Source organism: Burkholderia sp. BCC0397 (assembly GCF_902832865.1).
Lineage (GTDB): Bacteria > Pseudomonadota > Gammaproteobacteria > Burkholderiales > Burkholderiaceae > Burkholderia.
The window spans coordinates 136,872-151,981 of sequence record NZ_CADFDL010000013.1 but is presented as its reverse complement, the minus strand read 5'-3'; the positions used below and the strand labels follow the sequence as shown (position 1 = coordinate 151,981).

Genomic DNA, 15,110 nt, shown 5'->3' with positions numbered 1-15,110 from the left:
GCGACGTGGCCGGTTTTGTCACCATGTGGGCCGGATATGACAATGGGAATCCGGATCCCCGGCGTTAGGATGGCCCATCCCGTCGCCCGGTTCTGGCCGGTTTTGCCGTATCAGACCCCGTGGCGCTCCTATTCACCGCCTGATTGGAACATCGACCATGAGCTATAACGCCCCCGTCAAGGACATGCTGTTCGTGCTGAAGGAACTCGCGGGCATCGACGCCGTTGCGCAGTTGCCGGGCTTCGAGGATGCGGGTTACGACACGGCGCAGGCCGTGCTCGACGAGTCCGCGAAATTCTGCGGCGAGGTGCTGGCGCCGCTGAACGTCGAAGGCGACCGCAACCCGAGCAGCTGGAAGGATGGCGTCGTGACCGCGACGCCGGGCTTCGGCGAAGCGTTTCGCCAGTTCGTCGAAGGCGGCTGGCAGGGCCTGCAGCATCCGGCCGAATACGACGGCCAGGGGCTGCCGAAGCTGATCGCGACGCCGTGCATCGAGATGCTGAACGCGTCGAACCTGTCGTTCGCGCTGTGCCCGCTGCTGACCGACGGCGCGATCGAGGCGCTGCTGACGGCCGGCACCGACGAGCAGAAGCAGCGTTACGTGCCGAAGCTGATCTCGGGCGAATGGACCGGCACGATGAACCTGACCGAGCCGCAAGCCGGTTCGGATCTCGCGCTGGTGCGCTCGCGCGCGGAGCCGCAGGGCGACGGCACCTACAAGGTGTTCGGCACCAAGATCTTCATCACGTGGGGCGAGCACGACATGGCGGACAACATCGTCCACCTGGTGCTGGCGCGCACGCCGAACGCGCCGGAAGGCGTGAAGGGCATTTCGCTGTTCATCGTGCCGAAGTTCATGGTCAATGAAGACGGCTCGCTCGGTGCGCGCAACGACGTGCACTGCGTGTCGATCGAACACAAGCTCGGGATCAAGGCGAGCCCGACGGCGGTGCTGCAATATGGCGATCACGGCGGCGCGATCGGCTACCTGATCGGCGAAGAGAACCGCGGCCTCGAATACATGTTCATCATGATGAACGCGGCGCGCTTCGGGGTCGGGATGCAGGGGATCGGCGTGGCCGACCGCGCGTACCAGAAGGCGGCCGAATTCGCGAAGGAACGCGTGCAGAGCCGTCCGGTGGATGGCTCGGCCAAGCAGTCGGTGACGATCATCCATCACCCGGACGTGCGCCGGATGCTGGGCACGATGCGTGCGCTGACCGAAGGCGCGCGGGCGCTGGCGTATGTGGCCGCAGCACACAGCGACATTGCGCACCATCATTCGGACGAGGCGACGCGCGCGCGTCATCAGGCCATCTACGAGTATCTGGTGCCGGTGGTGAAGGGCTGGAGCACGGAGATGGTGAACGACGTGGCGAGCCTGGGTGTGCAGGTGCACGGCGGGATGGGCTTCATCGAGGAGACCGGCGCGGCGCAGTACTACCGCGACGCGCGGATCCTGGCGATCTACGAAGGGACGACCGCGATTCAGGCGAACGACCTGGTCGGCCGCAAGACGATGCGCGACGGCGGCGCGGTCGCCAAGGCACTGATTGCGGAGATCGGCGAGACTGTCGCGGCGCTCGGCAAGCTGGACGGCGCGGCAGCCGCGTCGATGAAGGCGCAGCTGGAGAAGGGCGCGCGCTCGCTGTCGTCGGTGGTGGACTACGTGCTGGCGAACGCGAAGCAGGACCCGAACGCGGTGTTCGCGGGCAGCGTGCCGTACCTGAAGCTGGCGGGCGTGGTGCTGTGCGGATGGCAGATGGCGCGCGCGCTGTTGGCCGCGCACGCGAACCGCGCGAGCGACACGGCGTTCTTCGACGCGAAGATCGCGATCGCGCAATGCTATGCGGAGCACGTGCTGGTGCAGGCGAGTGCGCTCGAAGCGTCGATCGTCGGCGCGAAAGGCAACGAGAGCGTGCTCGCGTTGACGGAAGACCAGTTCTGACCGGCTGACGGTCGGGACGCAGCAGGAGACAGGATTTTGACCACACAGGACTTGCTCGCGCAATACGGCCCGCGCGAATCGATGGAATACGACGTCGTGATCGTCGGCGGCGGCCCCGCCGGGCTGTCGGCGGCGATCCGGCTCAAGCAGCTGGCTGCCGAGAAAGGCACCGAGATCGGCGTGTGCGTGCTCGAGAAGGGTTCCGAGATCGGCGCGCACATCCTGTCGGGCGCGGTGATGGACCCGCGCGCGATCACCGAACTGTTTCCCGACTGGAAGGAACGCGGCGCGCCGCTCGACGTCGAGGTGACGGAAGACCGCTTCCTGTTCCTGTCCGAGAAGAGCGCAGTCACGACGCCCAACTGGGCGCTGCCCGAGAATTTCAAGAATCACGGCAACTACGTGATCTCGCTGGGCAACGTCACGCGCTGGCTTGGGGCACAGGCCGAGGCGCTCGGCGTCGAGATCTTCCCGGGCTTCCCGGCCGCCGAGATTCTCTACAACGACGACGGCTCGGTCAAAGGCGTCGCGACCGGCAACATGGGCGTGGGCAAGGACGGCGAGCCGACCGAGAACTTCCAGCTCGGCATGGAACTGCACGCGAAGTACACGCTGTTCGCCGAAGGCTGCCGCGGCCACCTCGGCCGTCAGCTGATCTCGAAGTTCAAGCTCGACGCGAACGCCGATCCGCAAGCGTACGGGATCGGCATCAAGGAACTGTGGGAAATCGATCCCGCGAAGCACAAGCCGGGCCTCGTGATCCACACGGCCGGCTGGCCGCTGAAGTCCGATACCTACGGCGGCTCGTTCCTGTATCACATGGACAACAACCAGGTCGTGGTCGGCTTCGTGGTGGGCCTCGGCTACACGAACCCGTACCTGTCGCCGTTCGAGGAATTCCAGCGCTACAAGACGCATCCGTCGATCCGCGCATTCCTCGAAGGCGGCAAGCGCGTGTCGTACGGCGCGCGGGCGATCACGGCCGGCGGCCTGCTGTCGCTGCCGAAGACAGTGTTCCCGGGCGGCGCGCTGATCGGCGACGACGCGGGCTTCCTGAACGCGTCGCGGATCAAGGGCAGCCACGCGGCGATCAAGACCGGCATGCTGGCGGCCGATGCTGCGTTCGACGCGGTGCAGGCCGGCCGCCAGTCGGACGAGCTCAACGCGTACCCCGACGCGTTCAAGCAATCGTGGCTGTACACGGAGCTGTACCGCGCGCGCAACTTCAAGCAGTGGATGGCCAAGGGCCTGTACCTGGGCACGCTGATGGTCGGGCTCGAGCAGAAGGTGATGGGCGGCAACGTGCCGTGGACGCTGCATCACCAGCACGCGGACCATGAAATGCTGAAGCCGGCATCGCAGTGCGAGCCGATCGAGTATCCGAAGCCGGACGGCAAGCTGACGTTCGACCGGCTGTCGTCGGTGTTCATCTCGAACACGAACCACGAGGAGAACCAGCCGGCGCACCTGACGCTGAAGGACGCGAGCGTGCCGGTGAACGTGAACCTGCGCACCTACGCGGGGCCGGAGGCGCGCTTCTGCCCGGCGGCGGTGTACGAGTTCATGAAGAACGACGACGGCAGCGATCGGCTGGTGATCAACGCGCAGAACTGCGTGCACTGCAAGACCTGCGACATCAAGGACCCGACGCAGAACATCGTGTGGGTCACGCCCGAAGGCGGCGGCGGGCCGAATTACCCGAACATGTAACGCAACGCATCCCCGCGCCCGCGGGCGCGAACGAACCGGAGTGAGACGATGAGCAATGCAGCGAAGGAAGTCGTGGTGGTGAGCGGTGTCCGTACCGCGATCGGCGATTTCGGCGGGAGCCTGAAGGATTTCGCGCCGACCGACCTCGGCGCGAAGGTGGTCGCCGAAGTGCTGGCGCGCGCGAACGTGCCGGGCGATGCGGTCGGCCATGTCGTGTTCGGCCACGTCGTGAACACCGAGCCGAAGGACATGTATCTCGCGCGCGTCGCGGCGATCAATGGCGGCGTCGCGCAGCACACGCCGGCGCTGACCGTGAACCGCCTGTGCGGCTCGGGCCTGCAGGCGATCGTGTCGGCCGCGCAGACGATCATGCTCGGCGATGCCGACGTCGCGATCGGCGGCGGTTCGGAGAACATGAGCCGCGCGCCGTACACCGTGCCGGCCGCGCGCTTCGGTCAGCGCATGGGCGACGGCAAGCTCGTCGACATGATGCTCGGCGCGCTGCACGACCCGTTCCAGACGATCCACATGGGCGTGACGGCCGAGAACGTCGCACGCAAGTACGACATCTCGCGTGAAGCGCAGGATGCGCTGGCGCTCGAATCGCATCGTCGCGCGGCGCGCGCGATCGCGGAAGGGCGCTTCAAGGACCAGATCCTGCCGATCTCAATCCGCACGAAGAAGGGCGAAGTCGCGTTCGACACCGACGAGCACGTGCGCCACGACGCCGGCCCGGACGATTTCTCGAAGCTGAAGCCGGTGTTCGCGAAGGAGAACGGCACCGTGACGGCCGGCAACGCATCGGGCATCAACGACGCCGCGGCCGCCGTGCTGATGATGAGCGCGGACGCCGCGCGCGCGCAGGGCGTGAAGCCGCTCGCCCGCCTCGTCGCGTACGCGCACGCGGGCGTCGATCCGGCGTACATGGGCATCGGCCCGGTGCCGGCCACGCAGAAGGCGCTTGAACGCGCCGGCCTGAAGATCACCGATCTCGACGTGATCGAAGCCAACGAGGCGTTCGCCGCCCAGGCGTGCGCGGTCACGCAGGAACTCGGCCTCGATCCCGCGAAGGTCAACCCGAACGGCTCGGGCATCTCGCTCGGCCACCCGATCGGTGCGACCGGCGCGCTGATCACGGTGAAGGCGCTGTACGAGCTGAAGCGCATCGGCGGGCGTTACGCGCTCGTGACGATGTGTATCGGCGGCGGCCAGGGGATTGCCGCGATCTTCGAGAACATCTGATAATCGACCGCTCAGCATCCGAATACACAGGACATTTCATGGCCATCGAAATCGTCGGCGTCGTGGGCGCCGGAACCATGGGTAACGGCATTGCGCAAACCGCTGCCGTTGCAGGACTGAACGTCGTGATGATCGACGTCAGCGACGCCGCGCTCGACAAGGGTCTCGCGACGCTGAAGGGCAGCCTCGAGCGGCTCGTGTCGAAGGACAAGCTCGACGCGGCCGCACGCGATGCGGCGCTCGCGCGCATCACGACGTCGACCGACTACGCGAAGCTCGCGTCGGCCGACATCGTGATCGAAGCCGCGACCGAGAACGTCGAGCTGAAGGGCCGCATCCTGAAGCAGATCGAGGCGGTCGCGCGCCCGGACGCGATCATCGCGACCAACACGTCGTCGATCTCGATCACCGCGCTCGCGGCGCCGCTTGCCGATCCGTCGCGTTTCCTCGGCATGCATTTCTTCAACCCGGTGCCGCTGATGCCGCTCGTCGAGATCATCCGCGGGCTGCAGACGAGCGACGCGACCGCGTCGGCCGTGCGCGCGCTGACCGAGCGTTTCGACAAATCGCCGATCGGCGTGCGCAATTCGCCGGGCTTCGTCGTAAACCGGATCCTGGTGCCGATGATCAACGAAGCGTTCTTCGTGCTGGCCGAAGGCATCGCGTCGGCCGAGGAGATCGACGCGGGGATGAAGCTCGGCGCGAACCACCCGATCGGGCCGCTCGCGCTGGCCGACCTCGTGGGCCTCGACGTGTGCCTCGCGGTAATGGATGTGTTCGTGAAGGACTTCGGCGATCCGAAATATCGCGCGTGCCCGCTGCTGCGCGAGATGGTGTCGGCAGGACGGCTCGGGCGCAAGACCGGGCGCGGGGTGTACGACTACGGCAAGTAAGGCAAGTAAGCGGCACATCATGCCACTTCGCGCGGCCGCCTTCGGGCGGCCGCGTGCTTTGTGCGGCGCGATTATGCGTCAAGCACCGACAGATCGCGCGGCAGCGCGCGCTTGAACATCGCGAGAATCTGCCGCGCCGCCTTCGGCGGCAGCGTGATCGCATGGCGCACGGCCGCCGCGATCTGGATCATCATCAGCTCGGCGAATGCGCTGCGCTGCGCGCGGGTCGTGCCGGGTGCGACTTCTGCCAATGCATCCGCGAACATCCCGGCCAGGAACGCGCCGTCCGCACGATCCAGTTCCTGCAGCGCGCGATCGGCCTGCGTCGCGCGCCAGATGTCGCGCATCAGCGGCTCGTCGACGAACATCCGGTAGTAGCTGTCGGTGATGCGCGCGAGCGTGGCGTGCAGATCGTCGAGCGTCTTCATCGTGGCGAGGTCGCGCCGCACGCAGTCGTGCCCGGCCGCGTTGTAGCGCTCCGCGAGCGTGCCGATCACCGCGGCCTTGTCCGGAAAGTACTGGTACAGCGAACCGAACGAGATGCCCGTGCGTTCGACGATGTCGCTCATCCGGAACGCATCGCAGCCTTTCTCGATCATCACCTCCGACGCACACGCAAGGATGCGCTCGAACCGCTCGCGGCTGCGCTGCTGCGTCGGCACCAGCCGCGCGCGCGCAGGCGCATCCGCTGCCGCCGCGTCGGGCTCGTCGTTCCGCCCCGATTTTTGTCGGCCCATGCCGCCTCCCGAAAAACTTGACGTTGCTAATGCGAGAGTCTATCGTGTTTTTAAAATACGAGAAATTCTCGTGTTTATTGTCAAAGGAGACGCTCATGTCGGCACTTCCCATCCTCATCGTCGGCGGTTCGGGCAAGACGGGCGCCCGCGTCGATGCCCGGCTGCGTGCTCGCGGCCTCGCGACGCGGCCGGTGTCGCGCACGTCGGCCGTCCGCTTCGACTGGACCGTGCCCGAGACCTGGCCCGCCGCGCTCGACGGCGTGTCGGCCGCCTATGTGACCTACCAGCCCGATCTGGCCGTCGAAGGCGCGGTGGACGCGATTGCCGGATTCGCCCGGCTCGCGCGGGAGCGCGGCGTCGAGCGCGTGGTGCTGCTGTCCGGGCGCGGCGAGCCGCGTGCGCAGGCGGCCGAGGCCGCGTTGCAGGCGTCGGGCGTGGGCTGGGGTGTCGTGCGTGCAAGCTGGTTCAACCAGAACTTCTCCGAGGGCTATCTGCTCGACGGCGTGCTGGCCGGCGAAGTCGCGCTGCCGGCGGGTGCGGTGCCCGAGCCGTTCGTCGATGCGGACGACATCGCCGATGTAGCCGTGGCCGCACTCACCGATGGGCGGTTCGCGGATCGTGTGATCGAAGTCACGGGCCCGCGCGCACTGACGTTCGCGGAAGCCGTCGGTGAAATCGCGCGGGCCGCCGGCCGGCCGCTCGCTTATCGCGAGATTTCGCACGATGCGTTCGTCGCGAGGCTGCACGAGGTCGGGGTGCCGGAACCGGTCGTCGAACTGCTCGACGATCTGTTCCGCGTGGTGCTCGACGGGCGCAACAGCGCGGTGGCGTATGGCATCGAAGAGACGCTCGGGCGCCCGGCGCGCGATTTCGCCGACTATGCGCGTGCGACGGCCGCCACCGGCGTGTGGAGCGCCTGACCATGATCGCGTTCGTGACTTCCGCATTGCTGTGGGGTTCGGCCATCGGCTGCGGGCTGATGGCCGGCGTGTACTTCGCGTTCTCGACGTTCGTGATGACGTCGCTCGGCCGGCTCGCGCCGCCAGCCGGCGCGGCCGCGATGAACGCGATCAACGTCGACATCGTGCGTTCGCCGTTCATGCCGCTGTTTCTCGGCACGACGCTGACGGCGCTTGCGCTTGTTGTGATCGCATTGTTCAATCGCGACCAGCCGGGCGCGATGGCGGCGGTCGCGGGCGGCGTGCTTTATGTGTTCGGCATGTTCGCCGTGACGATGGCCGTCAACGTGCCGCTCAACGATGCGCTTGCCGCGGCCGATCCGGTGAGCGTGCAAGGCGCGGCACTGTGGGCGCGCTACGTGCACGACTGGACGAGGTGGAATCACGTGCGCACGGTGGCGTCGGCGGCTGCAAGCGTGTGCTTCATTGCGGGGATCGCGGCGCGGTAGCGCCGTCGCTACGACGAAGTGCCGCTCATCGATAGCAAGACACCCGCGATTGGTGAATACACGTCGTTCACGGGCGTACAGCGGTTACCGCTGCGCCACCATGCCCGTCTCCCACCAGCCGCCGCCCAGCACCTTGTACAGCGTGATGAGGTTGGACTGCTTGGCGAGCATGTCCGTGACCAGTTGCTGCTGCGCGGCGTAGAGCGTCCGCTGCGCGTCGAGCAGGGTCAGGAAGCTGTCGGTACCGCTGCGGTAGCGTGCCCGCGCGAGATCGTAGTACTGCTGCGCCGAGTTCACGTAGTCACGGTCCGCGGCCACCTGGGTGACATACGTGGTGCGTCCGGCGAGCGCATTCGACACTTCCTTGAACGCCGTCTGGATGGCCTTTTCGTAGTTGGCGATGTCGATGTCCTTTTCGACTTTCGCCACGTCCAGCGTGGCGCGGTTGTAGCCGAAGTCGAAGAGAGGTACCGAGATGGACGGCGCAAATGTCCACGCGCCCGTGCCCGCCTTGAAGAGGTTCGAGAGGCCGCCGCTCGTGGTGCCCGCGGAAGCCGTCAGCTCGATCTTCGGAAAGAACGCGGCGCGCGCCGCGCCGATGTTGGCGTTGGCGGCCTTCAGCGTGTGCTCGGCTTCGACGATGTCGGGCCGGCGCGCGAGCAGATCCGACGGCACGCCTTCGCCGATGTCCGCGAACGTGTTCTCGCTTTCCATCAGCGAAGGGCCTTGCGGCAGATCGTCGGGCAGCGGCGCGCCGATTTCGGCCACCAGGTTGTTGCGGTCCTGTGCGACCGCACGCGTGTACGAGGCGAGACTCGACCGCGCGCTCGCCAGCGAGTTTTCGGCCTGGCGCACGTCCTGCAGCGACGCGCTGCCCATCTTCATCTTGTTCACCGTGAGGTCGTAGGTGTGCTGGTCCGCATCCGCGGTGTTCTGCGTGATCTGCAACGAAGCCTCGTCGGAAAGCAGTTGCAGATAGTCGGTGGCGACGGTCGCGATCAGGCTGATCTGCGTGCTGGTGCGCGCGGCGTCCGTGGCGAGGTACTGCTCGAGCGCCTGGCGCTTCAGGCTGCGCAGGCGGCCGAAGAAGTCGATTTCCCACGACGTGAGGCCCACGCTCGCGCTGCTCGAACTGTATGCGCTCGTGGAGCCTGCCACGCGTTCGCGCGTGACCGAGCCGGATGCGTTGATGGTCGGTCCGACGTTGGCGCGCGCAATGCGGTACTGCGCTTCGTACTGCGCCACGTTGAGCGCGGCCACGCGCATATCGCGGTTGTTCGCGAGCGCGAGTTCGATCAGCTTTTGCAGTCGCGGATCCTTGAAGAAGTCGCGCCAGCCGAGATCGGCCCCCAGCGGCACCGCGGCGGTGCTCTGAGCGGCCTTCGGCTGCGCCTGCGCGGGCACGGTGGACCAGGTGTTATCGACCGGTGCGGCCGGCCTTTGGTACATCGGGTCCAGCGTGCAGCCTGCCAGCGCGCCCGCGCAAAGAAGGGCGATCAATGTGCGTTTCATGCGTTGCCCTCGATGATGTCGGCGGAGTCCGTGGTGTGACCGTGTTCCTTGAACAGCCTGCGCACCACGACGAAGAAGACCGGTACGAAGAAGATGGCGAGCACCGTGGCCGCGATCATGCCGCCCGTCACGCCCGTGCCGATGGCATGGCGTGCGCCGGCGCCGGCACCCGTACTGATGACGAGCGGCAGCACGCCGAACACGAACGCGAGCGAGGTCATGAGAATGGGGCGCAGCCGCATGTGGGCGGCTTCGAGTACGGCGTCCACGAGGCTGTGCCCCTGCGCCTGCAGATCCTTCGCGAACTCGACGATCAAAATGGCGTTCTTCGTGGAAAGCCCGATGGTGGCCAGCAGCCCCACCTTGAAGTAGATGTCGTTCGAAAGTCCGCGCCCATGAGCGGCAAGTAACGCGCCCAGCACACCGAGCGGCACGACGAGCAGCACCGCAAGCGGAATCGACCAGCTTTCGTAGAGACCCGCAAGGCACAGGAACACGACGACGAGCGAGATCGCGTAGAGCGTCGTGGCCTGGGAGCCGGCCTGCTTCTCTTGATAGGATTGTCCTGTCCATTCCAGAGCGAAGCCGGGCGGCAGTTTGTGCGCGAGCTGCTCGACCGCGTTCATGGCATCGCCGGTGCTCACGCCGGGCCGCGTGGCGGCCGAAACGCCCATGGCGAGCTGCCGGTTGTAGCGCTCGATCTGCGGCGGCCCGAACGTCCAGTGGCTCTTTGCGAACGACGAGAAGGGCACCATCGTGGAGTCGTAGCCTGTCGTACTCGTGGTGGTGCTCGAAGACGATGAAGACGACGAACTCGATGCGTTGCTGCTTGCCTTCACATACCAGTCGCCAAGGTCGGCAGGCATCATGCGATACGGCGCGTCCGACTGCACGTAGACTTTCTGCACGCGCCCCGTGTCGATGTAGTTGTTCACGTAGGACGAACCGAACGCGGTCTGCAGCGTGTCGTTGACGTCGGAGATGGAAAGCCCCAGCGCGTTGGCTTTTTCGCGGTCGATGTCCACCTGCAACTGCGGCGTGTCTTCAAGGCCGGACGGGCGCACCATCGCGAGCGTCGGTTCCTTCGACGCCATGCCGAGAAACTGGTTGCGCACCGCGAGCAGCTTGTCGTGGCCTGCGCCGCCGCGGTCTTCTATCTCGAAGTCGAGACCGCTTTGCGTACCCAGTTCCTGAATGGCGGGCGGATTCAGCACGAAGATGCGCGCGTCGCGATTCCCGGCGAAATGCTGGTTGGCGCGCGCGATGATGGCAGGCGCGCTGTCGCGCGAACCGCGCAGGCTCCAGTCCTTGAGCGTCACGAACGCGATGGCGTTGTTCTGCCCCTGGCCGTTGAAGCTGAAGCCGTTGATGGCGATGACCTGCTTGACGCCCGGCTCGTCTTTCAGCACGTACTGCTCCACGGCCTCCACCGTCTTCAGCGTACGCGAGGCTGGCGTGCCCGCGGGCGCGCTGATCGACACGATGAAGTAGCCCTGGTCTTCGGCAGGCAGGAACGAGGAGGGCAACGTGACGTAGAGCAACGCCACGACGCCGGCGATCACACCGTAGAGAAGCATGTAACGCGCGGGCCGTGCGACCACGCGTGCGAGCGAGGAACTGTAGCCCGCATTGCTCTTGGCGAACCACCGGTTGAACCAGCCGAAGAAGCCGCGCTTTTCGTGGTGCTCCACGTCGGCGCGCTTGAGCAGCGTGGCGCACAGCGCCGGCGTGAGCGTGAGCGCGAGCATGACCGACAGCAGCATCGCCGAGACGATGGTGATGGAGAACTGCCGGTAGATCGCGCCCGTGGAGCCCGCGAAGAACGCCATCGGAATGAAGACGGCGGTGAGCACGGTGGTCACGCCGACCAGGGCGCCGGTAATCTGCCCCATCGCCTTGTGCGTGGCTTCCTTCGGGCCGAGCTTCTCCTCGCTCATGATGCGCTCGACGTTTTCCACCACCACGATGGCGTCGTCCACGAGCAGGCCGATGGCGAGCACCATCGCGAACATCGAGAGCACGTTGATCGAAAAACCGATCATCGACATCACACCGAACGTGCCGAGCAGCGCGACGGGCACCACGATGGTGGGAATCAGCGTGGCGCGCACGTTCTGCAGGAACAGGTACATCACGAGGAAGACCAGTACGACCGCTTCGAACAGCGTTTTCACGACCTCTTCGATCGAGATGCGAACGAACGGCGTGGTGTCGTACGGGTAACTGATCGCGACGTCCTTCGGCAATTGCAGCTGGATTTCGGCGAGCTTCGCGCGCACCGCGTTGGCTGCGTCCAGCGCGTTGGCGCCAGTGGCGAGCTTGATGGCGAGCGCGGATGCCGGCTTGCCGTTCAGACGCGACGAGGTGTCGTAGCTGTCGCCGCCCACCTCCACGCGCGCAACGTCCTTCAGCAGCACGCGCGAGCCGTCGCTGTTCACGCGCAGCAGGATGCTGGCGAACTGGTCGGCGGTCGTAAGCAGACTCGACGAGCGGATGGTCGCGTTGATGGCCTGCGAATCCGTTGCCGGCGAGCCGCCTACCTGCCCCGTGGAGAGCTCGACGTTCTGGTTGGTGATGGCCGTGGTCACGTCGGAGGGCGTGAGTCCGACGCTGTGCAGCTTCACCGGGTTGAGCCAGATGCGCATGGCGTGCTGCGCGCCGAACAGCGTCACGTCGCCCACGCCGTTCAACTGCGCGAGCGGATCTTCGATCCGGGTCGCGATGATGTTGCCGAGATCCACCGAATTCCAGGTGCCGCCCGGCGACGAGAGCGCGACGATCATGAGGAAGCTCGTCGACGCCTTCGCTACCTGCACCCCTTGCTCCTGCACCGTTTGGGGCAGGGTAGGCGTGGCCTGCGTCACCTTGTTCTGCACCTGCACCTGCGCGATGTCGGGATTCGTTCCGGGATTGAACGTCAGCGTGATGGTGGCCTGCCCGGCGGAACTGCTCGTGGACGACATGTACAGCACGTTGTCGATGCCGCTCAGCTTCTGCTCGATCACCTGCGTCACGGTTGCAGCGACGGTGTCTGCGGAGGCGCCGGGGTAAGTGGCCGTCACCTGCACCGAGGGTGGCGCGATGGTGGGGTACTGCGCGACGGGAAGACTCGTGACCGCCGCCGCGCCCACCAGCATGATGACGATGGCCATGACCCACGCGAGAATGGGACGCTTGATGAAGAACTCTGCCATGCCGTTCTCCGCCTAGTGTTGTGCCGACACGGTCGAGGCCGTGTCTGTCGCGGGTGCCGCGGGTGCCGCGTCCGCCTGCGTCTGCGGCGTATCGGCCGCCACCTTGACCGGCGCGCCCGCATGCACGCTCTGCAGGCCGCTCACGATCACGCGGTCGCCGGCGTGCAGACCGGACGTCACGATCCATTGGTCGCGGAAAGCGTTGTCGGCCGTTACTTGCACCTGCTGCGCGTTGCCCGCCGCATCCACGACGTAGACGCTCGCCTTGCCGTCCGACGCGCGCGTCACGGCCATCTGCGGCACGAGTATCGCGTTGTCGTTCTCGCCTTCTTCCAGGCGCGCGCGCACGAACATGCCCGGCAGCAATTCGCGTTCGGGGTTCGGGAACGTGCTGCGCAGCGTGACCGAACCCGTGGTGGCGTCCACCGTGACGCCGGAGAACTGCAGCGCGCCGGGGTGGGCGTATTCGGTGCCGTCTTCCATCACGAGCGTGACGGCGGCGCTGTCGCTGCCCGTCTTCTTCAGGCGCCCGGAAGCGAAGGCCTTGCGAAGCCTCAACCATTCCGTGCTCGGGCGCGTGACGTCGAGGTACATCTGGTCGAACGCCTGGATGGTGGCGAGCGCGGTGGTCTGGTTCGAGGTGACGAGCGCGCCTTCTGTCACGGTCGATGCGCCGATGCGCCCCGAAATGGGCGCACGCACGCGCGTGTATTCGAGGTTCACGCGCGCGGATTCGAGCGCTGCCTCGTCGGCCGTGACGCTCGCGGCGTCTTCGCGAACCGCAGCGACGGCATCGTCGTAGTCCTGCTTGCTCACGGCGTTGATCTTCACGAGTTCGGTGTAGCGGTCCGCTTTCGTCTTCGCCGAGGCCAGCGTGGCGCGGGCGTTTTCGAGCGTGCCACGCGCCTGGTCGTAGGCAGCCTGGTAGGTGGCCGGATCGATCTGGTAGAGCACCTGGCCCGCCTTCACGTCGCCGCCTTCCACGAACAAGCGCTTGAGGATGATTCCGCTCACCTGCGGTCGCACGTCGGAGACCTTCTGCGAGGAAAGGCGGCCGGAGAGTTCGGTGGTTTCGACGATGTGCTGCGGCGCGAGCGAGAGCACGCCCACCTGTGCGGTCTGCGAGGCGAAGCCTCCGGGCGGTGCGCCTGTTTGCCTGTTGCAGCCGGCGGTTCCGACTATCGCAAGTATCGAGAGTGCGGCAAACAGCTGGCGCGGCCTGCACGTCATGTGGCGGTGCGCGTGGTTCGGGAGAATGGGCGTCTTCATCAGAATTTGCTCCGAGAGACCCCGCCATTGATGGCGGGAAGGAAAGGAGTGCTGTTGACAGACAGCTTCTTCCACGGGTTAGGATCACCGGCATGATCCTTGTCTACCGCTACCGGGTGAAATCGCTCAACGGACTGCTCAACAAGCAGAGCCGTGCGGTGAACTACGTCTGGAACTTCTGCAATGACACGCAGAAGCACGCGCTCAAGTGGAACAAGAAGTGGCCGACCGGTTTCGACTTGAATGTGCTCACGACCGGCAGCAGCAAGGAACTCGACATCCACTCCGGCACGATCAACGCGACGTGCGAGCAGTACGCGAAGTCGCGCAGTCGGAACCGTCGCCCCTACCTGCGCTATCGCGGCAGGAAATCGCTGGGCTGGGTGCCGCTGAAGGGGCGTGACCTGAAGCGCGAGGGTGACGCGTTCCGTTTCGCCGGCAACACCTTCCGCGTGTTCAACAGCCGACCGCTTCCCGACGGCAAGATCAAGGACGGCACCAACTTTGCGCAGGATGCGCGCGGCAATTGGTTTCTCAACATCGTGATCGAGATGCCGGATGTGCAGGCCCGACCTATCCGTTCCGGTGTGGGCATCGACCTCGGCCTGAAAGACTTCGCCACACTTTCGACCGGAGAAAAACTGCCGAATGACCGGTTCGGCCGACGCGCGGCGGAAAAGCTGGCGAAAGCGCAGCGAGCACGAAAGCACAAGCGACATATCGCGAAGCTGCACGCAAAGATCGCCAATGCCCGCGCCGACTTCCAGCACAAGCTCACGCTCGATCTGGTGCGGCGATTCGATTACATCGCGGTTGGCAACGTATCTGCCGTCAAACTCGCCAGAACCAGGATGGCGAAGAGCGTCTACGACGCATCCTGGTCGTCCTTCCGGAACAAGCTCCGCTATAAAGCGATCGCGCACGGGGCCACGTTCGAGGAAGTCGACGAAAGCGGTTCCACCCAGTCCTGTTCGTCGTGCGGATCGAAAGACAGCACGACGCGGCCGAAAGGTATCGCGGGACTGAGAATAAGAGAGTGGGCCTGCAGTGACTGTGGTGTCGAGCATGATCGAGATACCAACGCTGCGTTGAACATTCTCCGATGCAGACGTGCATCGCCAGGTGTGGGAATCCTCCGCCTTTAGGCGGTGGAGGACGTCAACTTTGACCTGTTTGGACATCGCGATGTCGCGCGAT

At 65.8% G+C, this 15,110-nt stretch carries 11 protein-coding genes; 7 read left to right on the top strand and 4 right to left on the bottom strand.

The window, feature by feature from the left end; genetic code table 11:
- Positions 1-157: 157 nt before the first annotated feature.
- Genes HWX03_RS29535 through HWX03_RS29520 form a run of 4 tightly spaced genes read left to right on the top strand, consistent with a single transcriptional unit; the run spans position 158 to position 5,793 of the window.
- The gene (locus HWX03_RS29535; RefSeq protein ID WP_175873704.1) at positions 158-1,948 is read left to right on the top strand and encodes an acyl-CoA dehydrogenase; all 1,791 of its coding nucleotides are present in this window, start codon (positions 158-160) and stop codon (positions 1,946-1,948) included.
- Positions 1,949-1,984: 36 nt separating this feature from the next.
- Positions 1,985-3,658: an electron transfer flavoprotein-ubiquinone oxidoreductase gene (locus HWX03_RS29530; RefSeq protein ID WP_175873703.1), complete on the top strand. Its 1,674-nt coding sequence runs from the start codon at positions 1,985-1,987 to the stop codon at positions 3,656-3,658.
- Positions 3,659-3,706: 48 nt separating this feature from the next.
- Positions 3,707-4,900 (top strand): beta-ketothiolase BktB, encoded by a 1,194-nt coding sequence (gene bktB, locus HWX03_RS29525; RefSeq protein WP_175873702.1) that lies wholly within the window; start codon positions 3,707-3,709, stop codon positions 4,898-4,900.
- A gap of 38 nt (positions 4,901-4,938) precedes the next feature.
- Complete coding sequence (locus HWX03_RS29520; protein ID WP_174432149.1) at positions 4,939-5,793, top strand: 3-hydroxybutyryl-CoA dehydrogenase; 855 nt, start codon at positions 4,939-4,941, stop codon at positions 5,791-5,793.
- Between the two features lie 71 nt (positions 5,794-5,864).
- On the opposite strand, the gene HWX03_RS29515 is transcribed toward HWX03_RS29520, so the two are convergent.
- Positions 5,865-6,530, bottom strand: coding sequence for a TetR/AcrR family transcriptional regulator (locus tag HWX03_RS29515; RefSeq protein WP_175873701.1), 666 nt, complete (start codon positions 6,528-6,530; stop codon positions 5,865-5,867).
- Between the two features lie 95 nt (positions 6,531-6,625).
- On the opposite strand from HWX03_RS29515, the gene HWX03_RS29510 reads away from it, so the two are divergent.
- Together HWX03_RS29510 and HWX03_RS29505 are read left to right on the top strand one after the other, a co-directional pair.
- Positions 6,626-7,450, top strand: coding sequence for an NmrA family transcriptional regulator (locus HWX03_RS29510; protein ID WP_175873700.1), 825 nt, complete (start codon positions 6,626-6,628; stop codon positions 7,448-7,450).
- A 2-nt stretch (positions 7,451-7,452) separates the two neighbouring features.
- Positions 7,453-7,938 carry an anthrone oxygenase family protein gene (locus HWX03_RS29505; protein ID WP_175873699.1) on the top strand — a complete coding sequence of 162 codons (486 nt, stop codon included), beginning with the start codon at positions 7,453-7,455 and terminating at the stop codon, positions 7,936-7,938.
- An 84-nt stretch (positions 7,939-8,022) separates the two neighbouring features.
- Here the strand turns inward: HWX03_RS29505 and HWX03_RS29500 are convergent, their stop codons facing one another.
- From HWX03_RS29500 to HWX03_RS29490, 3 genes are read right to left on the bottom strand one after another with little or no spacing between them, the layout of a single operon-like run.
- Complete coding sequence (locus HWX03_RS29500; RefSeq protein ID WP_175873698.1) at positions 8,023-9,450, bottom strand: efflux transporter outer membrane subunit; 1,428 nt, start codon at positions 9,448-9,450, stop codon at positions 8,023-8,025.
- The gene (locus HWX03_RS29495; protein WP_175873697.1) at positions 9,447-12,644 is read right to left on the bottom strand and encodes an efflux RND transporter permease subunit; all 3,198 of its coding nucleotides are present in this window, start codon (positions 12,642-12,644) and stop codon (positions 9,447-9,449) included. The genes HWX03_RS29500 and HWX03_RS29495 overlap by 4 nt, the downstream gene beginning before the upstream one ends.
- Positions 12,645-12,656: 12 nt before the next feature.
- Entirely contained in the window at positions 12,657-13,913 is a 1,257-nt protein-coding gene (locus tag HWX03_RS29490) for an efflux RND transporter periplasmic adaptor subunit (RefSeq protein WP_175873746.1), read from the bottom strand.
- 92 nt (positions 13,914-14,005) lie between these two features.
- Between HWX03_RS29490 and HWX03_RS29485 the strand changes: the two genes are divergently transcribed.
- A complete protein-coding gene (locus HWX03_RS29485; RefSeq protein ID WP_175873696.1) occupies positions 14,006-15,058 on the top strand; it encodes an RNA-guided endonuclease TnpB family protein in 1,053 nt (350 codons plus the stop codon).
- The last annotated feature ends 52 nt before the right edge of the window (positions 15,059-15,110 follow it).

Bases quoted from the DNA above. Each gene is read 5' to 3' on its own strand.
- bktB (WP_175873702.1), top strand. From the start codon at position 3,707: ATGAGCAATGCAGCGAAGGAAGTCGTGGTGGTGAGCGGTGTCCGTACC.
- HWX03_RS29495 (WP_175873697.1), bottom strand. From the start codon at position 12,644: ATGGCAGAGTTCTTCATCAAGCGTCCCATTCTCGCGTGGGTCATGGCC.
- HWX03_RS29500 (WP_175873698.1), bottom strand. From the start codon at position 9,450: ATGAAACGCACATTGATCGCCCTTCTTTGCGCGGGCGCGCTGGCAGGC.
- HWX03_RS29505 (WP_175873699.1), top strand. From the start codon at position 7,453: ATGATCGCGTTCGTGACTTCCGCATTGCTGTGGGGTTCGGCCATCGGC.
- HWX03_RS29510 (WP_175873700.1), top strand. From the start codon at position 6,626: ATGTCGGCACTTCCCATCCTCATCGTCGGCGGTTCGGGCAAGACGGGC.
- HWX03_RS29535 (WP_175873704.1), top strand. From the start codon at position 158: ATGAGCTATAACGCCCCCGTCAAGGACATGCTGTTCGTGCTGAAGGAA.
- HWX03_RS29520 (WP_174432149.1), top strand. From the start codon at position 4,939: ATGGCCATCGAAATCGTCGGCGTCGTGGGCGCCGGAACCATGGGTAAC.
- HWX03_RS29515 (WP_175873701.1), bottom strand. From the start codon at position 6,530: ATGGGCCGACAAAAATCGGGGCGGAACGACGAGCCCGACGCGGCGGCA.
- HWX03_RS29485 (WP_175873696.1), top strand. From the start codon at position 14,006: ATGATCCTTGTCTACCGCTACCGGGTGAAATCGCTCAACGGACTGCTC.
- HWX03_RS29490 (WP_175873746.1), bottom strand. From the start codon at position 13,913: ATGAAGACGCCCATTCTCCCGAACCACGCGCACCGCCACATGACGTGC.